Source organism: Sphingomonas kaistensis (assembly GCF_036884275.1).
In the GTDB taxonomy this organism is placed as follows: Bacteria; Pseudomonadota; Alphaproteobacteria; order Sphingomonadales; family Sphingomonadaceae; genus Sphingomicrobium; species Sphingomicrobium kaistense_A.
In genome coordinates this window covers 1,597,332-1,621,162 of sequence record NZ_CP145607.1, presented here as the reverse complement: position 1 = coordinate 1,621,162, position 23,831 = coordinate 1,597,332, and the positions used below count along the sequence as shown (strand labels likewise).

At 65.4% G+C, this 23,831-nt stretch carries 23 protein-coding genes; 17 read left to right on the top strand and 6 right to left on the bottom strand.

Annotated elements, in window-relative coordinates:
- Positions 1 to 33 precede the first annotated feature (33 nt).
- Entirely contained in the window at positions 34 to 1,152 is a 1,119-nt protein-coding gene (locus V6R86_RS07930) for a PQQ-dependent sugar dehydrogenase (RefSeq protein ID WP_338503499.1), read from the bottom strand.
- A gap of 74 nt (positions 1,153 to 1,226) precedes the next feature.
- On the opposite strand from V6R86_RS07930, the gene V6R86_RS07925 reads away from it, so the two are divergent.
- Both V6R86_RS07925 and V6R86_RS07920 read left to right on the top strand, forming a co-directional pair.
- Positions 1,227 to 2,273, top strand: coding sequence for a type III polyketide synthase (locus V6R86_RS07925; RefSeq protein WP_338503497.1), 1,047 nt, complete (start codon positions 1,227 to 1,229; stop codon positions 2,271 to 2,273).
- On the top strand, positions 2,270 to 2,767 hold the full coding sequence (locus V6R86_RS07920; RefSeq protein ID WP_338503495.1) for an isoprenylcysteine carboxyl methyltransferase family protein: 498 nt from the start codon (positions 2,270 to 2,272) through the stop codon (positions 2,765 to 2,767). Before V6R86_RS07925 ends, V6R86_RS07920 begins: the two co-directional genes overlap by 4 nt.
- On the opposite strand, the gene V6R86_RS07915 is transcribed toward V6R86_RS07920, so the two are convergent.
- Complete coding sequence (locus V6R86_RS07915) at positions 2,768 to 4,315, bottom strand: hypothetical protein (protein ID WP_338503493.1); 1,548 nt, start codon at positions 4,313 to 4,315, stop codon at positions 2,768 to 2,770.
- Positions 4,316 to 4,460: 145 nt separating this feature from the next.
- On the opposite strand from V6R86_RS07915, the gene V6R86_RS07910 reads away from it, so the two are divergent.
- The 15 genes from V6R86_RS07910 to V6R86_RS07840 all read left to right on the top strand — a co-directional run bounded on the left by V6R86_RS07910 (position 4,461) and on the right by V6R86_RS07840 (position 19,267).
- Positions 4,461 to 5,276 (top strand): glycosyltransferase family 2 protein, encoded by an 816-nt coding sequence (locus tag V6R86_RS07910; RefSeq protein WP_338503491.1) that lies wholly within the window; start codon positions 4,461 to 4,463, stop codon positions 5,274 to 5,276.
- Complete coding sequence (locus V6R86_RS07905; protein ID WP_338503489.1) at positions 5,276 to 5,713, top strand: GtrA family protein; 438 nt, start codon at positions 5,276 to 5,278, stop codon at positions 5,711 to 5,713. The genes V6R86_RS07910 and V6R86_RS07905 overlap by 1 nt, the downstream gene beginning before the upstream one ends.
- Positions 5,714 to 5,833: 120 nt before the next feature.
- Positions 5,834 to 6,403, top strand: a complete 570-nt coding sequence (gene rimP / locus V6R86_RS07900) for a ribosome maturation protein RimP (protein WP_338503488.1) — start codon at positions 5,834 to 5,836, stop codon at positions 6,401 to 6,403.
- A 5-nt stretch (positions 6,404 to 6,408) separates the two neighbouring features.
- The gene (nusA, locus tag V6R86_RS07895; RefSeq protein ID WP_338503486.1) at positions 6,409 to 8,046 is read left to right on the top strand and encodes a transcription termination factor NusA; all 1,638 of its coding nucleotides are present in this window, start codon (positions 6,409 to 6,411) and stop codon (positions 8,044 to 8,046) included.
- A complete protein-coding gene (locus V6R86_RS07890) occupies positions 8,027 to 8,746 on the top strand; it encodes a DUF448 domain-containing protein (protein ID WP_338503485.1) in 720 nt (239 codons plus the stop codon). Before nusA ends, V6R86_RS07890 begins: the two co-directional genes overlap by 20 nt.
- Positions 8,747 to 8,757: 11 nt before the next feature.
- Positions 8,758 to 11,460, top strand: coding sequence for a translation initiation factor IF-2 (gene infB / locus V6R86_RS07885; protein WP_338503483.1), 2,703 nt, complete (start codon positions 8,758 to 8,760; stop codon positions 11,458 to 11,460).
- Positions 11,461 to 11,596: 136 nt separating this feature from the next.
- A complete protein-coding gene (gene rbfA, locus V6R86_RS07880) occupies positions 11,597 to 11,992 on the top strand; it encodes a 30S ribosome-binding factor RbfA (RefSeq protein ID WP_338503481.1) in 396 nt (131 codons plus the stop codon).
- Entirely contained in the window at positions 11,989 to 12,531 is a 543-nt protein-coding gene (locus V6R86_RS07875) for a GNAT family protein (RefSeq protein ID WP_338503479.1), read from the top strand. Before rbfA ends, V6R86_RS07875 begins: the two co-directional genes overlap by 4 nt.
- A 52-nt stretch (positions 12,532 to 12,583) precedes the next feature.
- Complete coding sequence (locus V6R86_RS07870) at positions 12,584 to 12,730, top strand: hypothetical protein (protein WP_338503477.1); 147 nt, start codon at positions 12,584 to 12,586, stop codon at positions 12,728 to 12,730.
- 37 nt (positions 12,731 to 12,767) lie between these two features.
- Entirely contained in the window at positions 12,768 to 13,379 is a 612-nt protein-coding gene (locus V6R86_RS07865; protein ID WP_338503475.1) for a thymidine kinase, read from the top strand.
- A complete protein-coding gene (gene truB / locus V6R86_RS07860) occupies positions 13,376 to 14,272 on the top strand; it encodes a tRNA pseudouridine(55) synthase TruB (protein WP_338503474.1) in 897 nt (298 codons plus the stop codon). Before V6R86_RS07865 ends, truB begins: the two co-directional genes overlap by 4 nt.
- 10 nt (positions 14,273 to 14,282) lie before the next feature.
- Positions 14,283 to 14,552 (top strand): 30S ribosomal protein S15, encoded by a 270-nt coding sequence (rpsO, locus tag V6R86_RS07855; RefSeq protein WP_168068637.1) that lies wholly within the window; start codon positions 14,283 to 14,285, stop codon positions 14,550 to 14,552.
- A gap of 161 nt (positions 14,553 to 14,713) precedes the next feature.
- Positions 14,714 to 17,092, top strand: a complete 2,379-nt coding sequence (gene pnp / locus V6R86_RS07850; RefSeq protein WP_338503469.1) for a polyribonucleotide nucleotidyltransferase — start codon at positions 14,714 to 14,716, stop codon at positions 17,090 to 17,092.
- A 133-nt stretch (positions 17,093 to 17,225) separates the two neighbouring features.
- A complete protein-coding gene (locus V6R86_RS07845; RefSeq protein WP_338503467.1) occupies positions 17,226 to 18,146 on the top strand; it encodes a glycosyltransferase family 2 protein in 921 nt (306 codons plus the stop codon).
- A gap of 8 nt (positions 18,147 to 18,154) precedes the next feature.
- The gene (locus V6R86_RS07840) at positions 18,155 to 19,267 is read left to right on the top strand and encodes a glycosyltransferase family 4 protein (protein WP_338503464.1); all 1,113 of its coding nucleotides are present in this window, start codon (positions 18,155 to 18,157) and stop codon (positions 19,265 to 19,267) included.
- Between the two features lie 6 nt (positions 19,268 to 19,273).
- Here V6R86_RS07840 and V6R86_RS07835 read toward each other — a convergent pair whose 3' ends face one another.
- From V6R86_RS07835 to V6R86_RS07820, 4 genes are all read right to left on the bottom strand, one after another.
- Positions 19,274 to 20,203: a methyltransferase gene (locus tag V6R86_RS07835; RefSeq protein WP_338503462.1), complete on the bottom strand. Its 930-nt coding sequence runs from the start codon at positions 20,201 to 20,203 to the stop codon at positions 19,274 to 19,276.
- A gap of 51 nt (positions 20,204 to 20,254) precedes the next feature.
- Positions 20,255 to 21,157 carry an iron-containing redox enzyme family protein gene (locus tag V6R86_RS07830; protein ID WP_338503460.1) on the bottom strand — a complete coding sequence of 301 codons (903 nt, stop codon included), beginning with the start codon at positions 21,155 to 21,157 and terminating at the stop codon, positions 20,255 to 20,257.
- A 178-nt stretch (positions 21,158 to 21,335) separates the two neighbouring features.
- Positions 21,336 to 22,364: a LacI family DNA-binding transcriptional regulator gene (locus V6R86_RS07825; RefSeq protein WP_338503459.1), complete on the bottom strand. Its 1,029-nt coding sequence runs from the start codon at positions 22,362 to 22,364 to the stop codon at positions 21,336 to 21,338.
- Positions 22,365 to 22,385: 21 nt separating this feature from the next.
- Positions 22,386 to 23,741 (bottom strand): MFS transporter, encoded by a 1,356-nt coding sequence (locus V6R86_RS07820; RefSeq protein WP_338505451.1) that lies wholly within the window; start codon positions 23,739 to 23,741, stop codon positions 22,386 to 22,388.
- Positions 23,742 to 23,831: the final 90 nt, after the last annotated feature.

Sequence of the window (23,831 nt, the reverse complement as noted above, 5' to 3'; positions counted from 1 at the left end):
CGGCTCCTCGCGGGGCCGCCCCTTTTCGTATCTTCAGGCCGGGGTCAGGCGCAGAAGCCGGCCGCTGTCCTCGAGAAGATAGACTTCGCCGCCGGGGCCCTGTTCGACCTCGCGGATGCGCTCCATCGGCCAGCGCTCGGCCTTGGCCGCCTGATCGCCGTTGACGTCGATGCGAATCAACGACTTGCCCGACAACGCGCCCATCAGGATGTCGCCCTTCCATTGCGGGAACAGGTTGCCGGAGTAGACGATCATGCCGGCGGGCGACACAGCAGGGTTCCACCAGACCTTGGGCGCTTCGAACTCGGGGCGGGTCGGATGATCGGGAATATCGCCGCCGCCATAGTTGGAACCGTTGGACACCACCGGCCAGCCGTAATTCTTGCCGGCCACGATGAGATTGACCTCGTCGCCGCCCTGCGGCCCCATCTCATGCTGCCAGAGCTTTCCGTCGGGCGCGAACGAGATGCCGAGGACGTTGCGATGGCCGATCGAATAAAATTGCGCCTGCACACCGCCTTTGGCCGCCCACGGATTGCCCGGGAACGGCTGTCCTTCGGGAGTCAGGCGAAGCACCTTGCCGAGATTGCCGGTCATGTCCTGCGCCGGCTGGAATTTCTGCCGGTCGCCTGAGGTCAGGTACATCGCGCCATCGGGACCGAAGGCGATGCGGTGTGAGAAGTGGCCGTTGCCGGTGACCTTGGGCGATTGGCGCCACACGGTCTTGAAGCCTTGCAGCGCGTAGGTGGCGCCGGTCTTCACCAGCCGGCCGTAGCCGACCGCCGCACCGCTGGTCCCACCGTCGCCGCCTTCGACGTAGCTGAGATAGATGCGGTTCTGCGGGCCGACGACTACATCGCCAAGACCGCCCTGCCCCGCGACCTTGAGCTTGGGCAGGCCCGATACCGCGGTCTTGGCGCCGGTGGCGGCATTGACGACCCACAGGCGCCCCTCCTTCTCGCTGACCAGCGCCTCGCGGCCACCCGGCAGGAAGGTCATCGCCCACGGCGTGTCGAAGCTGGCGACCGGAGCCACCTTGAACGGCACCTGTCCGCCCGTCGCCGGCTGATCCTGGGCCGGAACGGCGGCCGTTCCGCAGGCCGAAAGCGCTAGTCCAAAGGCCATCACGCCATGAAGAGCCCTACGTCGCATCCTTAATCCTCCTCGGCGAGTTACATTGCTCGAACCCCTACCTTAGGGGCCCAAAATAGGAAGCACCTCACTTAGTGCAGCCCGTCACTTTACTCAGCCTCGCCTCTGCCGTCCCGCCCTATCGCATCAGCCAGGCTGAGGCCAAAGCAATCGGCCGCGACCTCTTTTCCGGGCGCAAGGCGCTTTACGACCGCCTGTCGGGCGTGTTCGACAATGCCGGAATCGATGGGCGCAATCTCGTCGCGCCGCTCGACTGGTATGCGGGCGATCACGGCTGGCAGTCGCGCAACGACCTGTATCTCCGCGCTTCAGAGCAATTGTTCGAGGATGCGGCGCTTGGGGCGATCGTAAAGGCGGGTCTCCAGCCCAGCGACATCGACGGCATCGTGTTCGTGTCGACCACGGGGATTGCTACTCCGAGCCTCGAAGCACGGGTCGCCCCGCGGCTCGGCTTCCGCTCCGACGTCCGGCGCGTGCCGGTCTTCGGCCTCGGCTGCGCGGGCGGGGTCAGCGGCCTCGCCACCGCCGCGCGCCTCGCCGCAGCTGAGCCGGGCACTCGCTGGCTGTTCGTCTGTGTCGAGACCTGCTCGATTTCGATCCGGCTCGACACCGACGATCCCGCGGCGCTGGTCGCGACCGCGCTGTTCGGCGACGGCGCGGCGGCGGCCATCGTGTCGACCGAAGGAAGCGGCCCGGCCACCATCGCCGCAGCGGGCGAACGGCAATGGCCCGACACGCTCGGCATCATGGGCTGGCGGGTCGAGGATCCTGGCCTCGCCGTCGTGTTCGACCGTGCCATCCCCCCGTTCGTCACTGCCGAACTCGCGGGAGCGATCGACGGCATCCTCGGCGACATCGGCCTTTCGCGGCGCGACATCGACCGGCTCTGCTCGCATCCCGGCGGAGCCAAGGTGATCACCGCGATCGAGGAAGCGCTCCAATTGCCCTCAGGCGCCCTCGATCTGGAACGCGAGGTGCTTCGAGATCATGGCAACATGAGTGCGCCGACCGTCCTGTTCGTCGCCGAACGGCTGATCGCGCGCGGCCTTCCCGAGCGGACCTTGATGACCGCCTTCGGTCCCGGCTTCACCTGCGCCGCCCTGACACTGGAGCGCGCATGAGCGAGCATCACTGGCCGGCCTACGCCATCCTGTTCTTCGTGCTGTTTCAGCGCCTGTCCGAACTGAAGATCGCGCAGGCCAACACCGCCCGGCTGCTCGCCGCCGGCGCTTACGAGCATGCGCCAGGCCATTATCCGCTGATCGTCGCGGTGCATGCGGGCTGGCTCGCTACCCTGTTCTGGCTGGCGCCCGGACGCGACATTCACTGGTGGCTGTTCGCCCTCTTCATGCTGCTTCAGGCAGGGCGGTTATGGGTGTTGAGGACTCTCGGGCCGCGGTGGACGACGCGGATCATCGTGCTCCCGAATGCTCCGCTGGTCACCGGCGGACCGTTCCGCTTCGTGCGGCACCCCAATTACCTGGTCGTGATCGGCGAGATCGCAGTGCTGCCACTGGTCTTCGGCCTGTGGCAGGTCGCGCTGATCTTCTCGATCTTGAACGCCATCGTCCTGACCATCCGCATCCGCGCCGAAATGGGCGCGCTCGGCGGCTGATCAGCGGGGATAGACGTAGACGTCATATTCCTCGTCGCCGCCGGCATTCCGTAGCGAAGCAATCTTGCGAGTCGCCGCCTTGAATCGCGCCACGCTGGCCGGCGTCAGCAAGGTATAGTCGCGGTACATCATGTCGTAGGCGCCCGACTGCGTCCGATCGAGATTGAGCGCCAGCGCGATGACCACTGGTCGGCCGGTCCGGCTTTTTAAGCCATCCGCCTGTTGCAGCAGCCGGTCGAGCGTCAGCCTTTTGTCGCCCGCCGACGAAAAGGGCGTCAGCGTGGCCAATCGGTCGCGGCGGATCAGCCAATAGGGCCGACCGGTCTGGTAAACGACCGATTCTCCCATCGAATCGGGATCGATCATCAGCATCGAGCCCGAATATTCCGGCCGATTGAGGATCTGGGCGAGGTCGGCGGCATGCGAATAAGGCCGCCCTTCAACGAGGTTCGCGATCGGATCGGCGAGATAGCGGGCCGTTTGCGCGCCCATCAAGACTACGAAGGCGGTTGTGCCGAGCAACAGCGCCGGGCGCACGTCCGCCGTTTTCCATTCGCGCACCCAGCCCTTGCCCGCTTCGATCCAGGCCAAGGCAATCAAGAAGATGAAGAACAGCGACGAATGCCGGTAGTAGCCCGGATAGACGAAGAAAAAGAAGAATTTGAGGGTGATGAGCGCAAGCGCCGCGGTGGCGAGCGCCTTGGGCCGGTCGAGGAACAGCAACAGGCTGAACAGCACCACCAGGGATCCGAACAGCGACGCATTGCCAAGCCCGATCGCCATGAACGACCGCTCGGCGGTGAACAGCGCGCCGAGGAGGTTGGGGAGCGTGAGCGGCGCCGATCCGGCACTGGAGGCCGAGTCATTGGCCGGCGGATAGACCGCGATGAAGCACAGCAAGGTGCCGACCAGCAGCAGCGCGACGTTGAGCATCCAGCGCCGCCATTCAGGCGAGTGGAGGTTGCGATTGCCCTCCCACACTTCGAGCAGCCGATAGAAAGCGAAAGAGCCGGCAATGAACACGCTCGGCACGTTGGTATTGCACAAGAGGATCAGCAGCGCGCCCAGCCACAGGCTGTCGCGGATGCGGGTCCAGGACGCGGCGATGACGAGAATGATTAGCGCCGAGATGCCGTAGTTGCGGCTCAGCACCGTATATTCGAAGCCGAGGTGAAGGCTGAACACCAGCAGCGCCAGCATGCCGATCCGGAACGGCCCGCGCAGGATCAGCAGCGCGGAGGCCGCGGCGCCGATGACGGGACCGGTCACGCGCAGCACCTCGGGCGCCCCGAACACCTCCCACCCGGCGCGCAGCAGCATGTACCACAGGTAGGGATGACCCTCGCCTTGAACGGTGCGAAACATGTCAGGCCACGACCGGCCCATCAGCATCAGCGACCAGGCCCGCGCCTCATCGCGCCAGGGCACGTGCTTCACCGCCAGCACGATCGTAACGGTCAGCCAGACCCCCAACAACAGCCAGCGCGCGCCGCGATTGTCGGTCGTCGGACGCTCCGCCAACAGCGGCTGCCGGAGCCACCTATCCACCTTGCCTGTCACCCTGTTCCCCACCCGCGCTGCCCCGCAGCACCCCGCTCTTCCCAAGGCCGCACTTTTTCTGCAAGCGTTTACACTCTCGTTAACCTTCCTCGGCGATGGTTGCGGCCATTCGCGGTTTGAAGGAGAGCGTTTGGTGATCAACGGTAAAAAGGTGGCGGTGGTTCTTCCGGCCTATAACGCCGACCGGACGCTCGAGCGGACGTACAACGAAATCGACTTCAGCATCGTCGACGACGTGATCCTGGTCGACGATTGCAGCAAGGACCGCACCTCGGCCCTCGCCCGCGAGCTCGGAATCTTTACCGCGACCCACGACGACAACCGCGGCTACGGCGGCAACCAGAAGACCTGCTACACCATCGCGCTGGAGCGCGGGGCCGACATCGTGATCATGCTCCACCCCGATTATCAGTACAGCCCAAAGCTGATCCCGGCGATGGCCGGGATGATCGCATCGGGTCATTACGACGCCGTTTTCGCCTCGCGAATCCTCGGCAACGGCGCGCTCGCGGGCGGGATGCCGATCTACAAATATGTCGCCAACCGCTGCCTTACCGCGCTTCAGAATCTGCTGATGGGCGCCAAGCTCAGCGAATATCACACGGGCTATCGCGCCTGGAGCCGGAACGTGCTGGAAACGCTGGCGCTTCCGGCCTGCTCCGACGACTTCGTGTTCGACAACCAGATGATCGCGCAGACCATGTGGACGAACTTCCAGATCGGCGAGATCAGCTGCCCGACCCGCTATTTCGAGGAAGCGTCGAGCATCAACTTCCGCCGCAGCTGCACCTACGGCTTCGGCGTACTCGGCACCGCGTTCCTGTATCGGCTGTGCAAAATGGGGCTGACCTCTTCCACCCTGTTCACCAGCAAGGAACGGCTCGCGCCCGCCATGGCCGGTGCGGGGCGCGCTCCCCGGCCCGTTCCGGCGGTCGCCGAGCTCGTCTGATGCTTCGACCGTTGATGGCCGGTCACGCCCGCAAGGCGCAGCAATTGCTGGCGCATCCTGCCTCGCGCCAGCTTATCCGCTACATCATCGCTGGCCTGTTCGTGACCTGGCTCGCGACCTCGGCTTTTTCGGCGCTGGTCTGGCATCACGTCGATCCCTACCTCGCCAATGTCGGAAGCACCGCAGTGGGACTGTCGATCGGCTATTTCGTCCACAGCCGCTGGAGCTTCCGCGAAGGCGGCAACAAGGGCGAAGCGCTGCAGCTCGGGCGCTTCCTGATCTCGGCGGGCATCGCTTTTGCGATCAACAATTTCTGGATCTGGCTGACGGTGAAGCAACTCGGCCTCTCGCCGCTGGCCGCCACCCCGCTGATGATGGCCGCGACTCCGATCCTGAGCTTCCTGCTCAATCGTTATTGGGTGTTCAAGGCGCACTGAGCCGGTTGCGCAACCGCGCCGCTCTCCCTATACACGAATCTCCTCCTCACATCGTCGATGCTGGCGAGGCTGCCCGGGACACCGCGGCGGTCCGAGGGGGTTTGGATTGATGGGAGCCGCATGGACGCAACGCTGACTTCACGGATCGAGACCGAGGCCAAGGCACTCGGGTTCGAACTCGTGCGCGTGGCGATGATCGGCGGCAAGTCCGATCCGACGTTGCAGATCATGGCCGAACGGCCCGAGACGGGTCAGCTCGACCTCGGCGATTGCGAAGCGCTGTCGCGCCGGGTGTCCGACGTTCTCGACGAAATGGAGGCCGCCGGCCACGATCCCGTCGAGGGCGCCTACCGGCTGGAGGTCAGTTCGCCCGGCATCGACCGGCCGCTGACCCGGCTCAAGGATTATCGCGACTGGCAGGGCCACGAAGCCCGCCTCAAGCTAGCCCGCGAAGTCGATGGCGCCAAGCAGGTGACCGGTGACATCGAAGGCGTCGAGGACGAGACGATCCTGATCTCGGGCTCGCAAGGCACGCGCCGGATCCCCTTCGATGCCATTCATTCGGCCAAGCTGCTGCTGACCGACCGTTTGATTGCCGCCACCCAACCGCTCTCGACCGAGGGCGCCGATGAAGTCTTCGAGGCACCTTTGGATGGTGCCGACCAACTCGAAACCCAAGAGGAAGAGTAAGAATCATGGCCACCGCCGCTCCCGCCGCACCGACGGCCAACCGGGCCGAGCTGCTCGCCATCGCCGACAGCGTTGCGCGCGAAAAGCTGATCGATCGCGGCATCGTCATCGAAGCGATGGAAGACGCGATCCAGCGCGCCGCCCGCGCTCGCTACGGCCAGGAAAACGACATCCGCGCCAAGCTCGACCCGCAGACCGGCGACCTGCGCCTGTGGCGCGTTGTCGAAGTGGTCGAGGAAGCCCCGGAAGATTATTACAAGCAGATCGACCTCAAGGGCGCGCAGAAGCTCAAGGCCGATGCCGCGGTGGGCGACTTCATCGTCGATCCCCTGCCCCCGATCGAATTCGGCCGCATCGCCGCGCAGGCCGCCAAGCAGGTCATCTTCCAGAAGGTCCGCGACGCCGAGCGCGAGCGCCAGTATGAAGAATTCAAGGACCGCACCGGTGAGATCATCACTGGCGTCGTCAAGCGGGTCGAATTCGGCCACGTCGTCGTCGACCTTGGCCGCGCCGAGGGCGTGATCCGCCGCGATGCGCAGATCCCGCGCGAAATGCACCGCGTCGGCGACCGCGTCCGCAGTCTGATCCTGCGTGTCGCCCGCGAAACCCGCGGCCCGCAGATCTTCCTTTCCCGCTCGCACCCCGACTTCATGAAGAAGCTGTTCGCGCAGGAAGTGCCCGAAATCTACGACGGCATCATTGAGATCAAGGCCGCAGCCCGCGATCCGGGCAGCCGCGCCAAGATCGGCGTCATCAGCTACGACAGCTCGATCGACCCGGTCGGTGCCTGTGTCGGCATGAAGGGCAGCCGCGTGCAGGCCGTCGTGCAGGAAATGCAGGGCGAGAAGATCGATATCATTCCCTGGAGCGAGGACACCGCGACCTTCGTCGTCAACGCCCTCCAGCCCGCGACCGTTGCCCGAGTCGTGATCGACGAGGAAGAAGGCCGGATCGAAGTGGTGGTGCCCGATGACCAGCTCAGCCTGGCGATCGGCCGCCGCGGCCAGAACGTGCGTCTCGCCTCGCAGCTGACCAGCTCGCAAATCGACATTCTGACCGAGGCTGACGCCTCCGAGAAGCGCCAGAAGGAATTCGTCGAGCGCTCGGAGATGTTCCAGAACGAACTGGACGTCGACGAGACGCTGGCTCAGCTGCTGGTCGCCGAAGGCTTCACCAGCCTTGAGGAAGTGGCCTACGTCGAAGCCGACGAAATCGCGTCGATCGAAGGCCTCGACGACGACATTGCGACCGAGCTTCAGGAGCGTGCCTCCGAAGCGCTGGAGCGCCGTGAAGCGGCTGCCCGCGAAGAACGCCGTGGTCTGGGTGTCGAGGATGCATTGGCCGAGCTGCCGCATCTTTCCGAGCAGATGCTGGTGACTTTGGGCAAGGCCAAGATCCTGACCCTCGACGATCTTGCCGATCTCGCAACCGACGAACTCGTCCAGAAGAAGCGTCCCGAACCGCGCCGCCGCGCCGAAAACGCGCCGCAGCGGGCCGAGGACAAGGGCGGGATCCTCGCCGAATATGGCCTGACCGAAGAGCAGGGCAACGAGATCATCATGGCCGCCCGCGCGCATTGGTTCGAAGACGAGGCCGAAGCCCCGCACGCTGAGGAGGCCGCCGATGCGGAATCCTCGCAATGAGGCGCTAGCGCCCACTGACGGCGACGGTGCGGACGGGCATGGGCCCGAACGCACCTGCGTCCTGACGCGCCAATCCGCCGACAAGGCGGAACTGATCCGGCTCGTCCTCGGCCCCGATGGCCAGGTCCACCCCGATGTCCGCGCCAAGGCGCCTGGGCGCGGGGCGTGGATCGGCGTGTCCCGGCCCGAACTCGAGACCGCGATCGCAAAGGGCAAATTGAAAGCCGCGCTGTCGCGCGCGTTCAAGACCCAAGGAGTCGAGATCCCGGCCGACCTGCCCGAGCGGATCGAGCAGGCGCTTTCCCGCGCCTCGCTCGACCGGCTGGGTATGGAAGCGCGCTCGGGCACGCTGATCAACGGTGCCGACCGGGTCGATGAAGCCTGCCGCCGGGGCAAGGTCCACCTCCTTCTCCACGCCGCCGATGCCGGGGCCGATGGCCGCCGCAAGCTCGATCAGGCGTGGCGGGTCGGCGGGGCCGAGGAGCTTGGTCATCACCAAGGCTTGGAAATACCGGCTTCGCGCACCATCTTGAGCATGGCGCTGGGACGGGAAAATGTGGTACATGTTGCCCTGACCGACCCGAGAGCGGCCGCGCGCGTGCTTGGCACCCTCAAACGCTGGCGTGCTTTCATTGTAGGAACTGCTGGGCTAGGCCGCGGCGACGACGTCGTTGGTCAACCCCTTGCTGACGACGAGTAGATAAGGAATTTATGAGCGACCAGACCGACAAGCCGAAGCTGGGTACCCGGCCGCCGCTGGGCATCAAGCGCACGGTTGAGACTGGCAAGGTCAAGCAGAGCTTCAGCCACGGCCGTTCGAACACGGTGGTGGTCGAGGTCAAGAAGCGCCGCATCCTCGGCCGACCGGGCGAGGCGCCCGCTGCTGCGCCAGAGCCCGAAGCCGCCGCGCCCGCACCGGCGCCGGCGCCCGTTGCTGCGCCTGCTCCCGCTCCGGCGGCCCCGCGCCGTTCGGCGGCCGACGATATTGCGGCCCGCAAGGAAGAAACCGCTCGCCGGATGCGCGAGGCCGAAGAAGCGCGCATGACCGCGCTCGAAGACGCTCGTCGCCGCGAAGAGCAGGCCAAGGTCAACGCTACCGAGGACGAAAAGAAGCGCGCCGAGGACAAGCGCAAGGCCGACGAAGAGGCCGCCCGCCAGGCCGAGGAAGACGCCAAGCGGCGAATCGAGGAGGAAGCCCGCAAGGCCGACGAAGCCGACAAGGCTGCGGAAGCCGCTGCTGCTGCGGCGGCTGCCGCTCCCGCGCCCGAGCCCGAGGCTCCCGCTCCCGCGGCCACCCCGCGCACCGTGGCGTCGCGCCCCGGCCAGATGTTCCAGCCGGTGCGCCGACCGCCGCCGCCCGCGCCCAAGCCCCAACCCCAGGCCGCCCCCCAGGCGAGCCAGCAGCAATCCGCGCCCTCCTCGGGCGGCGGAAGCAGCAGCAGCAGCAGCGGTGGTGGCAGTGCCTCGCCCGCGCGCCGTCCCGAGCCGGCTCGTCCGGCGCGTCCCGGCCAGCGCGGCGGCGACGATCGTCGCCATTCGGGCAAGCTCACCGTCACCCGCGCCCTTGCCGGTGACGACGATCGCTCGCGCAGCCTCGCCGCCCTTCGCCGGGCGCGCGAAAAGGAAAAGCGCGCTTATTCGCAGTCGGGTCCGCGCGAAAAGCAGGTCCGTGACGTCGTGGTGCCCGACAGCATCACCGTCGGTGAGCTTGCCAACCGCATGGCCGAAAAGGCCGCCGATCTGGTGAAGGCGCTGTTCAAGATGGGCACCCCGGTGACCGTCAATCAGAGCATCGATCAGGACACCGCCGAACTGCTGGTCACCGAGTTCGGCCACAACATCAAGCGCGTCAGCGACAGCGATGTCGATATCGACACCGCGGCCGACGTCGATGATGCGGCGACCCTCGTCGCCCGTCCGCCGGTGGTGACCATCATGGGCCATGTCGATCACGGCAAGACCTCGCTGCTCGACGCGCTTCGCGGCGCCAATGTCGTGTCGGGCGAAGCCGGCGGCATCACTCAGCATATCGGCGCCTATCAGGTGAAGGTGCCGAGCGGCGATCTCATCACTTTCCTCGACACGCCGGGCCACGAAGCCTTTACCGAAATGCGCATGCGCGGTGCCAATGTCACCGACATCGTGGTGCTGGTGGTGGCTGCCGACGACGGACTGAAGCCGCAGACGATCGAGGCGATCAACCACACCAAGGCGGCCGGCGTGCCGATGATCGTGGCGATCAACAAGATCGACAAGCCCGATGCCAAGCCGCAGCGGGTCCGCGAGGAACTGCTTCAGCACGAAATCGTGGTCGAACAGCTGGGCGGCGACGTTCAGGATGTCGAAGTGTCGGCATTGAAGGGCACCAACCTCGACGGGCTGCTCGACGCCATCGCGCTGCAGGCCGAAATCCTCGAACTCAAGGCCAATCCCGACCGCGCCGCCGAAGGCACGGTGATCGAAGCCAAGCTCGACAAGGGCCGGGGTCCGCTGGCGACCGTTCTGGTGCAGCGCGGCACCTTGAAGGTCGGTGACGTCCTGGTGGTCGGCGCCGCGTCGGGCAAGGTCCGCGCGATGACCGACGATCATGGCAAGCAGGTCAAGGTCGCCGGTCCGTCGATGCCGGTCGAAGTCCTCGGCCTGGGCTCGGTCCCGTCGGCGGGCGATCAGCTCACCGTCGTCGAGAACGAAGCCCGTGCGCGCGAAGTCGCGAGCTATCGCCAGAGCGTGCTCGATCGCAAGCGGACCACCGCCGCGCCGATGAGCCTTGAGAATATGTTCGCCAACAAGGCCTCCACCATCATCGAATTCCCGCTGGTGGTGAAGGCCGACGTGCAGGGCTCGGCCGAAGCGATCGTCAATGCGCTCAACCGCCTGTCGACCGACGAGATCAAGGTCCGCATTCTGAATTCGGGCGTCGGCGCGATCACCGAAAGCGATGTCACCTTGGCCTCGGCCACCGGGGCGCCGATCATCGGCTTCAACGTCCGTCCGAACGCCAAGGCACGTGAAGTCGCGGCGCGGAACAAGACCGAGCTTCGCTATTACGACGTCATCTATCACCTGACCGACTGGGCCAAGGGTGCGATGGCGGGCGAGCTTGGGCCCGAGATCATCGAAACGGTCGTCGGCCGTGCCCGCGTGCAGGAGGTCTTCCCGGCCGGCAAGCGCGACAAGGCCGCCGGTCTGCTGGTGCTCGAAGGTGTCATTCGCAAGGGGCTCCACGCGCGCCTCACCCGCGAGGACGTCATCGTTTCCAAGACCACGATCAGCTCGCTGCGTCGCTTCAAGGACGACGTGGCGCAAGTCATCGCGGGTCTGGAGTGCGGTGTGCTGCTGGCCGACACCAACGACATCAAAGCTGGCGACAACCTCGAAGTGTTCGAGGTTGAGGAGCGCGCCCGGACGCTTTGACGAGGCAAATTCGAAAGAAGACGCGGTTCAAGCGGCTCTTCGACGGAGCAGATTTTGGGGGGTGCCTCGGCGAGGGCTGCGGGTGCCTTCTGCCCTGTCTGCTATTAATACCCGTTGCTGGCTGGATGATTGTGGCTTGAGAAAACAGGAAACCTCGGAAGGTCGTTCGGTCCGCTTGCTGCGAGTCGGCGAGCAGGTGCGCCACGTGCTGAGCGAAGTGCTGGCACGTGGCGACGTCCATGATGCGACGTTGCAGAGCCATCTCGTCAGCGTCACCGAAGTCCGGATGAGCCCGGACCTGCGCCACGCCACCGTGTTCGTGAAGCCGTTGCTCGGCCAGGACGAGGAAGTGGTGCTGAAGGCGCTGCGCACCAACACCGCCTTCTTCCAGGGCGAGGTCGCCCGGCGGGTGAACACTAAATATGCCGCCAAGCTCAAGTTCTTGGCGGACGAGAGTTTCGACGAAGGCGGCAAGATCGATCAGATCCTGCGCACCCCGCACGTCAAGCAGGATCTCTCCGACGAGCAATGAGTGAGCTGGCCGCGCCGATGACGGGCGATGGCTGCTCCGCCCTTCCCTTCGCCGAGGACTATCGCGCGGCACTCAAGAGCGCCTGCGCCGAAGACCGCGACATCTGGTCGATCTATTCCGTCAATTGCGGGCCGGACCAGTTCGACAACACGATCGACGCCTTGCTCGCCCGGCGGGATGCCGAGACCTTCGTTCTCTTCGACGGCGACGTCCTTGCTGGCATGTCGAGCTTCCTGCGCATCGACCCGCGCCATCGCGTGCTGGAAATCGGCTTCACTTACTGTCGCCCTGCCCTGCGCGGAACGGGCTTCAATCGGCGCATCAAGGACATGATGATCCGCCGCGCCATCGCTTGCGGGTTTCGCCGGATCGAGTTCCGGGTCGATGCCCGCAACCACCGCTCGCAGGCGGCGGTGGCCAAGCTCGGCGCCGTCCGCGAAGGCGTGCTGCGGGCCGACACCATCACCTGGACCGGCCATGTCCGGGACACGGTGATCTTCTCGATCCTCCGCGACGAATGGGTGGGCGAAGGACCGTAAGGCACCCTTGCGCGCTCCGGCGTTTTACGCTGCGACAGTGAGGAGAGTACGCATGACCGAGAAAAAAGGCCACGGCAGTGCCACCGCGCAGAAAGCCAACGCCAAGGCCAGCCACGAGGGCAAATCCAACCCCCGCAAATCGTCGGCAGCGCAGGCCGAGCTTGGCAAGAAGGGCGGAAAGGCCGTCGCGAAGAAGTGAACTGGACCCCGGCTTCGGCCGGGGTACAAGGCCGCCCATGGCCAAGCTCTATTTCTACTATGCCGCGATGAATGCGGGTAAATCGACGACGCTGCTGCAAGCCGATTTCAATTATCGCGAACGCGGCATGGAAACGATGCTGTGGACCGCCGCGCTCGACGACCGCGCGGGCGAGGGCCGGATCTCCTCGCGGCTGGACATCGGGGCGGACGCGCATAGTTTCGATGGCACCACCGATCTGCTTGAAACCGTAGGAGCCGAACTCAGCCGTCGCCGGGTCCATTGTGTGCTGGTCGACGAGGCGCAATTTCTGACAGAGCCGCAAGTGCTTCAATTGTGCCGCCTGGCGGACGAGATGGACGTGCCGGTGCTGTGCTATGGCCTGCGCACCGATTTCCGCGGAGCGCTATTCCCCGGGAGCGCGGCGCTGCTCGCCTTGGCCGATGCCCTCGTCGAACTGAAGGCCGTCTGCGAGTGCGGGCGCAAGGCGACCATGAACCTTCGCGTCGATGCCGATGGCCGCGCGGTGGCGCAGGGGCTGCAGACCGAGATCGGCGGCAACGACCGCTATGTTGCCCTCTGCCGCCGCCATTTCTTCGCGCGGCTACGGTCGGCGGAGGAAGCCCATCCGCACGAGCCCGCGGCGTGAAGCGCCCGCTTTCGGGCTGGATCGTCCTCGACAAGCCTCTCGGCCTTGGCTCCACCCAAGGAGTGACAGCGGTCAAACGTGCGCTGCGTGACGCCGGCGAGGCGAAGACCAAGGTCGGCCACGGCGGCACGCTCGATCCACTCGCGACCGGCGTGCTGCCCATCGCGCTGGGCGAAGCGACCAAGCTTGCCGGACGCATGCTCGATGCGGTGAAAAGCTACGACTTCACCATCCGCTTCGGCAGCCAGACCGACACGCTTGACCTCGAAGGCAAGGAAATCGCGTCCAGCCCCCATCGCCCGACGCTCGCCGAGGTAGACGCCGCCCTCCCGGCCTTCACCGGCCCGATCAGCCAGGTTCCGCCGGCTTATTCGGCCCTCAAGATCGATGGCCACCGCGCCTATGACCTCGCCCGCGCCGGGGAGGAAGTCGAACTCAAGAGCCGCGACGTCACCATCCATACGCTTGAGCGGGTCGGCGGCGAGGATGGCCCGCTGGAGGAGATCACCCTCTCCGCTACCGTCTCGAAAGGCACCTATATCCGCAGCCTCGCCCGCGACCTCGCGCTGGCGCTGGGCACCGTCGGCCATGTCACCATGCTGCGGCGGACCAAGGCCGGGCCGTTCACGCTTGCCCAGGCGATATCGTTGGACTTTCTTGGCGAATGCGCTAAGGGCGGCTCGCTCGACGGGGCACTTCTGCCATTGCAAGCAGGGCTGGACGACATCCCGGCCTTTCCCGTCACCCCCGATGAAGCCCGCCTGCTCCGTGTCGGACAGCGGCTTTCCCGGGTTCCGCTGGCAAGCGGTCTTCACGTCGCCGTCGACGGGCTCATCCCCGTCGCGCTGATCGAAGGAGACCGGATCGTCCGCGGGTTCAACCTTCAGGAATAGGAGTAACACGATGTCGATTACCGCCGAGCGCAAAGCCGAAGTGATCAAGGAATATCGCCGCGACGAGAACGACACGGGTTCGCCCGAGGTCCAGGTCGCTATCCTGACCAACCGCATCCAGACGCTGACCGAGCATTTCAAGGGCCACGCCAAGGATAATCACAGCCGCCGCGGGCTGCTGATGATGGTCAACAAGCGCCGTAGCCTGCTGGCCTACCTCAAGAAGGAAGACGCCCAGCGCTACACCGATCTGATCGGTCGCCTCGGCCTCCGCAAGTAACACCGAAATACGAAGGGCGCCCCAGCGGCGCCCTTCGCTTATGGGCGATCCGCATCCGGCGGGGCGTTCAGGGGCAAGGAAAACGCCCCAGCCGCTGGCAGACCGGTTTGTCCGCCAAAGCTGAACCCGTCCGCATCCGGCGGCGGGACAAAGGATACTCAATGTTCAATATCAACACCGTGGAAGTCGATCTCGGCGGCAAGACGCTGAAGCTCGAAACCGGGCGCATCGCCCGCCAGGCCGATGGCGCCGTGCTCGCCACCATGGGCGAAACCGTCGTCCTGTGCGCCGTCACCGCCGCCAAGAGCGTGAAGCCCGGCCAGGACTTCTTCCCGCTGACCGTCCACTATCAGGAGAAGTTCTCCGCAGCCGGGCGCATCCCGGGCGGCTTCTTCAAGCGTGAGCGCGGCGCGACGGAAAAGGAGACGCTGACCAGCCGTCTTATCGACCGCCCGATCCGCCCTTTGTTCCCGGAAGGCTTCTACAACGAAGTCCTCGTGATCGCGCAGGTCCTTTCCTATGACGGCGAGAATGAGCCAGACATCGTCGCCATGTGCGCCGCGTCGGCAGCCCTCACCCTCTCGGGCGTTCCCTTCATGGGCCCGATCGGCGCCGCACGCGTCGGCTATGTCGGCGGTGAATATGTGCTCAACCCGACCAACGAGCAGGTCAAGGAAGGCGATCTCGATCTCGTCGTCGCCGCCACCGGCGGGGCCGTGATGATGGTCGAATCCGAAGCCAAGGAGCTGTCGGAAGACGTCATGCTGGGCGCCGTCGTGTTCGCGCACGACGCCTGCAAGAAGGTCGTGAACGCGATCTGTGACCTCGCCGAAAAGGCCGCCAAGGAGCCGTGGGACCTGAAGCAGGCCGACGACAAGGCCGCCACCAAGGCCAAGCTCAAGGACCTCATCGGCGCCGACATCGCGGCCGCCTATAAGGTGACCTCGAAGGCCGAGCGTTCGGACCTCCTCAACGCCGCCCGCGCCAAGGCCAAGGAAGCCTTTGCCGACGCGGAAGCGCAGGAGCAGCTCGTCGCCGCCAAGCTGGTCAAGGTGCTGGAAGCGGACATCGTCCGCACCGCCATCATCGAGGAAGGCCGCCGCATCGACGGCCGCGACACCAAGACCGTTCGTCCAATCGAGGCGATGGTCGGCTTCCTGCCGCGCACCCACGGCTCGGCGCTGTTCACCCGCGGCGAAACGCAGGCGATCTGCACCACCACGCTCGGCACCAAGGACGCCGAGCAGATGATCGATGGTCTCGACGGCCTCAGCTACTCGCGCTTCATGCTGCACTACAACTTCCCGCCCTATTCGGTCGGTGAAGTGGGCCGCTTCGGCGCTCCCGGGCGCCGCGAAGTCGGTCACGGCAAGCTCGCCTGGCGCGCGCTGCACCCGGTGCTGCCGACCAGCGAGGAATTCCCGTACACAATCCGTGTCCTCTCCGACATTACCGAGAGCAACGGCTCCTCGTCGATGGCCACCGTTTGCGGCGGCTCGCTCAGCATGATGGACGCGGGCGTTCCGCTCGCGCGTCCGGTCGCGGGCATCGCCATGGGCCTCATTCTCGAAGGTGAGAAGTTCGCGGTGATCAGCGACATCCTCGGCGACGAGGATCACCTCGGCGACATGGACTTCAAGGTCGCCGGCACCGACCAGGGCATCACCACGATGCAGATGGACATCAAGGTCGCCGGCATCACCGAGGAGATCATGAAGGTCGCCCTCGCCCAGGCGAAGGACGGCCGCGCGCACATCCTCGGCGAAATGGCCAAGGCGCTCGACAGCACCCGCGGCGAGCTTTCGGCGCACGCCCCGCGCATCGAGACCATGCAGATCCCCAAGGACAAGATCCGCGAAGTGATCGGCACCGGCGGCAAGGTGATCCGCGAGATCGTCGCCACCACCGGCGCCAAGGTCGACATCGACGACGAGGGCCTGATCAAGATTAGCTCGTCCGACGTGAAGCAGATCGAAGCTGCCCGCCAGTGGATCCAGGGCATCACCCAGGAGCCGGAGCCCGGCACCGTCTACACCGGCAAGGTCGCCTCGATCGTCGACTTCGGCGCGTTTGTGACCTTCATGCCCGGCAAGGATGGCCTGGTGCACGTTTCGGAAATCAAGAACGAGCGGGTCGAGAACGTCCGCGACGTCCTGACCGAAGGCCAGGAAGTGAAGGTCAAGCTGCTCGAGGTCGACAACCGCGGCAAGGTCCGCCTGTCGATGCGTGTCGTCGACCAGGAAACCGGCGCCGAGCTGGAGGACACCCGTCCCCCGCGCGAGCCGCGTGAAGGCGGCGACCGTGGTCCCCGCGGTGACCGCGGCGATCGTGGCCCCCGCCGCGACGGCCGTGGCGGTCCGCGCCGTGACGGCGGCGATCGTGGCGGCCGTGACGGCGGCGGCGACCGTGGCCCGCGCGGCGAAGGCCGTGGCGACCGCGGCGACCGTGGTCCCCGTCGTGAGCGTTCGGACAGCGACAACGGCCCCGCGCCCGAGTTCGCCCCGGCGTTCCTGACCGGTGGCAACAACAACGACGACTAAGTCGGACGCTCTCGTCTGAAAAAGGAAAGGCCTCGCAGCGATGCGGGGCCTTTTCTCATTTCCTTCCTCATCAATTTGTTCACTTCGCCCGGCTAAGGTGGCAGCGAGCGCCAAGTTCATCCACAAGGACCGCATGACCCCCCTGCCCCGCATCATCGTCGCCATCTGCACCTACAAACGCAACGATCCGCTGCGGACCCTGCTCGACGCTTTGGTCGAGGTCGCCGCGACTTCGCGGGAGCGGGCTCGGGTCGGCGTGGTGGTGGTCGACGACAATCCCGATCGCCGGGCCGAGGCGGTGGTCGCCGATTTCGAAAGCGCCTTCGATTGCGGCATCCGCTACCGCGCGTCGGGCAAGGCCAACATCTCCATCGCCCGTAATCTGGCGGTCAATACCGCGCTCGAAGACGCCGACTGGGTGGCGATGGTCGACGACGATTGCGAGCCGGCGCCTGACTGGCTCAATGCCTATCTCGACGTACTCGAGGCGACCGGCGCCGATTGCGCAACCGGAGCGATGAACCTGCGGGTGCCTGACGGCTCACCCAAGTGGATGACCGACCAGCCTTTCTTCGACGATATCCGCTTCGACTTCGAAGATCGTGCCCCGATGGATCTGGCTGCAACCAACAATTCCATCATCCGCGCCCAATTCCTGCGCGACCATCCCGAGATCCGCTTCGAGCCGCGCTATGGCAAGCTAGGCGGCGAGGACATGGTGTTCTACCGCACCGCCCATGCGGCGGGCCTCACGATCCGCTTTGCCAAACATGCGGGGGTTTGGGGTAATGAGCCGGCCGACCGCGCGACCTTCAAGCACCTCGTCCTGTATCGCTTCTGGCTCGGCAATTCGATGTACGTCACCAACGCGCACTTCGGCGCCGGAAAGCTGCGCTTGTTCCTGCGCGGCGGGAAGACCAGCGCACGGGCGATTTTGCGGCCGGTCTCACGCCTGTTGCGCGGGGATCGCCCGCAATGGCGCTATGGCGTGGCGAGCTTCGCCACCGGGATCGGCCAGATGGCCGGCGCCGCCGGTTTCCGCAAAGAGCATTGATCCACCCCATGCGGATTCACTTTCTCCTCCCCGGCCTGCACCGCGTTCATCGCGGCGCCGAAGTCGCGTTCGAAGCAGTCGCGACCGAAATCGCCAAGCTTGGCCTCGACGAGGTCAAGCTCGTCGGCTCGGGTGACCCCATTCCGGATCGCCCCTACGACTTTCAGCGGATCGGCCTGATCCCGCGCGAACGCTTCGAACGAGCACCCAAGTTTCCGCCCTTTCGCTCCGAATCGATCGACGAGGAAGCGACTTGGGTGCTGAACGCGCTGCGCCACTATCGAAGCCGCGACGCCGACATCACCCTGACCTGCAGCTATCCGTTCGTGAATTGGATGCTCACGCGCTGGCCGCCTGGCGGCAAGCGCCCGGCGCATGTGTTCGTCACCCAGAACGGCGACTGGCCGGCTTATGCGGAAAACAGCGAATACAAGCTGTTCCGCTGCGACGGATTGGTCTGCACCAATCCGATCTATTTCGAGCGCAACGAAGCTCGCTGGCCCTCCGTTCTCATTCCCAACGGCATGAACCCAGAGCGATTTTCTCCTGGGGCACCCGTGCGGGCCCGCTTCGGACTTCCGGAAGACCGGCCCGTCGTTCTGATGGTCAGCGCGCTGATCGACAGCAAAAGGGTGCTGGACGGAATGCGGGCGGTGGCGCGGATTCCCGATGCCGAGCTGGTGGTGGCGGGTGACGGCCCCCTGCGCGATCAATTCGATGCGCTCGGGAAAGAGCTGATGCCCGGCCGCTTCCGCCGTATGACCCTTCCTCTCGCGGAGATGCCGAACCTCTATCGCTCCGCCGACGTCATGCTGCACCCGACGTTCCACGAATCCTTCGGCAACGTCTATGCCGAAGCGCTTGCCATCGGGGTGCCGGTCGTCGCCCATGACTATGCGGTCACCCGCTGGATCTTCGGCGATGGCTATCCCGGTCTGGTCGATGCCGCCGACAGCGACGCCATTACCGCCGCCGTCAGTAAGGCCATCAAGGAGGGCAAGCCCGATGCACTCGCTCGCGCCGCGGCGGGCGCCGAGCGCTTCTCATGGCGCAACATCGCTCGCCAGTATCGCGACTTTCTGGTCGAGGTTCACGACAGGCACCGCGCCGCCCGCCGCTGAACGGCCTCACTCCTTGCGAAGGATCGCTCCCACCGCCGCGATCCGGTCGGCGCCGGCGTCGGCATACACCGGCTGCTCGAGCTCTTCGCCGAAAATATCGGGGTCCAACTCCTCATAGCGAAGGCTCGCGCCCGCTTCGTCGGCGAGTTCGGACAGAGCGCCGAGCAAGCGGTCTTCGCCGGCGATGATCGGGCTGCCGGTATAGAGCAGCATGGTGCCGCCCTCGCCCAGCCGGCCCAGCGACTGACGCGCCCAGTCCAGCGACACGCCTGCGCCCAGCATCTCGCCGCCGTCGCGATAGTTGCGGCCCTTGGGGTCGGCGATGAAGGGCGGGTTGGCGATAATGAGATCGATGTCGCCCTCGACCTGCTCGAGACCACCCTCGATCGTCTCGACCTCGAGCCCCGCCGCCATCGCATTGGCGCAGGCCAGCGCAAGGGCGCGGGGATTGATATCGACCAGGCTGATCGTCTCGGGCTCGAGCAGCCCGGCGGCGCTGATCCCGCCCGGCCCCGCCCCGGCGCCAAGATCGACGAGGTGTCGCGGGGTCTCGAGATCCTCCGCGCTGGCCTCGACAAAACGGGCGAAACGATAGGTATCGGGTCCGAAGAAGACGCTGTCCTCGTCGTCGGTCGGAAAGGCCGAATGAAGGAACAGCCGTCCCGACAGCGACGACACTCGCACCAGGCTGCGACAGGTGCCGCTGCTCTCGTCCAGCGCGCCGCCTTCGCGCAGGAGATCGAAGAGATCGCCCGGCAGCAAATCGCGCGTGAACGGCATACTCCACCCGAAGATGTCGCGCAGGTCGCTTGCCGCCCGCCCCGGCCGCCGCGCCAGCACGCGGGCGTGGGTGGCGGGCGTCACGGTGGTGAAGGCATAGCCCTCCTGGTCGAGTTCCTGGAGCAGGGCGGCTAGCGGTTCGGAGGAAAAGGTCATGGGCACGCGGGTAGCAGGGGCGGCCCGCAAGACAAGCGCCCCGTCCCGCGGTCAGGCGACGCCCAGCAACTCCCGGTACCGGTCAAAGCAGCGCTCGCCGCACTTCAGGCGCATCAACGCGCCCTCGGCCATCGCCCGCGCCCGCGCCGGGCCCTCGGCCGCATCCTCGACCGCCGGACGGATGGCTTCCTTGTTCCATTCTTCGCTATGCTTGATGTCGAGCACGGCGTGGAGATCGAAATAGCGCCGCAGCTTCGCATCGAAGCCAAGCCGCCGCATCGTCTTCGACACCGCCGCCGACCGCGCCGGCGCGGTCAGTTCGATGGCACCGAGCGCGCCGACACTATGCCAGGCATAGCTGCGGTTCGAGGCCATCGCGGTCATCGCATTGGCGAGCGCAAGGCTCTCCCAGCAGGTGGTCTCGATTGCGGGCGTCAATTCCAGCGCCTCCACCACATAGTCGAGCATCGGGCCGTGCATCCCCTTGGGATTGCCGCGCCCCATCTCGTCCCAATAGTTGCGAGCAAGCTCCATCTTGGGCCGCGTCGGTAACCGGACCTGGGTCATCGCGACGAGATCGTCGAACCCGGCTTCGCCCGCTGCTTCCTGCGTCAGAAATAGTTTGAGATCGTCGACGGTGGCGTCGGTTTCCAGCCAATCGAACAGGCGATCATGCTGCCCGGGACCTTGCTCTTCGAGCGCTTCGAACCATTCAATGAACCCGTCGGCATCGGTCGGCGCCGTGGCGGCTTCGTCCATCACCTCGGCCCGAAGATCCTCGAGAAAGCCGAGTTCGAGCCGCATCATCCGCGCGTCGCGATCGATCCGTCCAGCGGCGCGCTCACCCGGAAACTGCGGCGCAAGCCGGTCGCGATTCCACTGGCTCAGCGCGCGCTGGAAGACGTCATTGAAAAATTGCGATCCGGACAGGGTCGAACGGAAACGGGTAGCCATGCTGGAGTCGCCTGCAAATAGAAGAGGTCTATCTCTCCCGAACGGCCCTCTTGCGCGACTTGTTCCGGCGCGTGGCCCAAGGTCCATGGTGTCGGCAACGATGCGCGATGCTGTCGCCTCGCGGCGAACTCGTGGGGGTGAGCTCAGCCCGCCGAGACTTGGACGCTATCCATCAATCTCAGGCCGTCCCGCGGACGATCAGGCGCGGCGGCATGACCACGCTTTCGGTAACTTCGCCGGCAAGACGGCGGACGAGCAGGTCGACCATGGCGAAGGCACCGGCGCGGATGTCCTGCCGGATGGTCGTGAGGGGCGGCGACGTCTGGCTCGCCAACGGAAGATCGTCGAACCCCAGCACCGGCATCTGATCGGGCACGACGATGCCATTGGCCTTGAGCCGTGCCAGGCAAGCCATCGCGATGCTGTCAGTCGCCGCAAAGATCGCATCGCCAGTTACGAAATCGCGATCAAGGTTGGCGGCCACTTCGGCTTCAAGGCGATCGCTGGACAGATGGCTCATCAGCGGGGTGATGGCGACCCCCATCCGTTCCGCCGCCTCAGCCGCGCCGGCATAGCGGGCGGCGAATTCGACTGCCGACGTGTCGCCCAGGAAGTAGATGTGCCGCGCGCCCCCGGCGATCAATCGCTCGGCCGCAAGCCTGCCGCCTAGCCTGTTGTCCGATCCGACGACGCAGTGACGCTGGCCTTCGGAATAATTGCCCCACACGACCATTGGTAGATAGCCGTCGGCCACGGCTTCGATGCGGTCGAACTGATCCGATTGGCCGATCACCAGGATCCCATCGATCATCCCCGATCCGATAAATCGGTCGAGCCAATCGGCATCACGCTCGGGAATGACCCGCCGCAGGCGCAGATCATAGCCGCGTTCGGTCAGCGCGTCGGCGAGATGCCCCAGAAGCGTCATGAAAAAGGTGTCGGAGATCTGCTGACGCTGATCGTGGCCGAGCGGGATGGCGATACCGATGACGTCGGTCTTTTGCCGGCGCAAGCTGCTTGCCATCTGGTTGGGGCGAAATCCGTGCTCGCGGGCCAGGGCGACGATCCGCTCCCGCGTTTCGGTATTCACGAGGCTGTTGCCCGCCAGCGCGCGGCTGACGGTTCCCGCCGACACACCAGCGATCCGCGCCAGATCGCTGAGCGTACGGACCGCAGGACGGCCCATCGTGGCAAGTTTCGCGCTCATCGCGGCGGCGATACCACGCCGTCAGTGGCTGGGAATAGCCGAAGCCAGATTGCCCGATCCGGACGCCCGTTCAGGCCTGCCGCCGGCTTGCACGAACAAGGTCGCAACCGCGCCCAACAGCATCAGGGCGCCGCCCATCATCAGCGCATTGCGCGGATCGCCTCCTAGTACCGGCTGATAGATCAGCGGCATCGTCACCGTTTCGATCAGCATCGGGATCACGATGAACATGTTGAAGATGCCCATGTAGATGCCCGTCCGCGCGGGCGGAATGGCGTCGGCCAGCATCACATAGGTATTGCCCATCATGCCTGCCCAGCCGATCCCGATCCCGAGCATGAGCACGAACAGTCCCACTTTGCTTTCCATGCCGGGGATCAGCAGCATTGCCGCTCCGGAGGCTGCGAGGCACGCGGCGTGAACCGGGCGGGCGCCGAGGCGGCGAACGATCGGAATCAGCACCAGGGCCGAGGCGAAAGCGATGAAATTGTAGAAAGCGCCGATCTGTTGCGATGTTAGTGTCGCCTCGCGGAAGGCGGCGCTTTGTGGATCGGTGGTGCCGTAGAGCGAACGACCAACCGCGAAGGCGATATACTGCCAATAGACGAACATCGCATACCATTGGCAGAGCATCGGGATCGCAAGCTGGCGCATCGGCGCTGGCATCTCGCGAATCGCGCCCACGATATCGGAAATGGCGGATCGCGCCGAAAGAGGTCGTGCCTTAAGCTCGGCTTGCTCGTCCTGGGTGAGCGGCAGCTCGGGCACCCGCCAGACCGACCATATGATCGTGCTGATCGACAGGATGGCGCCGATGATGAACGCCACCCGCACGATCACCGGCACCCCGTTTGAATCGAGCACGTCCCTCGCCACAAATGCCGTCAGGAGCGTCGGGGCCAGGTAACTCAGCGTCTGGGCGAGGCCGGTAAAGGCACTTTGCGTCAGAAAGCCGACAGGCTTCTGGTCCGGCGAAAGGCGATCAGAGACATAAGCGCGGTAGGGCTCCATCGTGATGTTGTTACCGGCATCAAGGATCCAGAGCAGCGAGGCTGCAACCCATAGCGCCGGCGAATAGGGCATGGCGAAAAGCGACAGCGAACAGATGATCGCGCCGATCAGGAAATAGGGCGTGCGCCGTCCTAGGCGGCTGTTGGTACGGTCGCTCAGCGCGCCAACAATGGGCTGCACGAGCAGCCCGGTCATCGGCCCGGCGAGCCAAAGCAGCGGCATGGTGGCTTCGTCCGCGCCCAGGAACCCGTAGATCGGCCCCATATTGGCTTGCTGGAGCCCGAAACTGAACTGAAGGCCGAAAAAACCGATGTTCATCTCGATGATCCGCGCCAGTGAAAGACGCGGTTTTCCAGCAGCTTCCATCAACCCTGCTCCTCCGTTCCGTTGCCCGAACACAACAACGGAAATCGATACGTGCCACCAAAAGGCTCTTTCTGCAATCGTTTGCAAGAA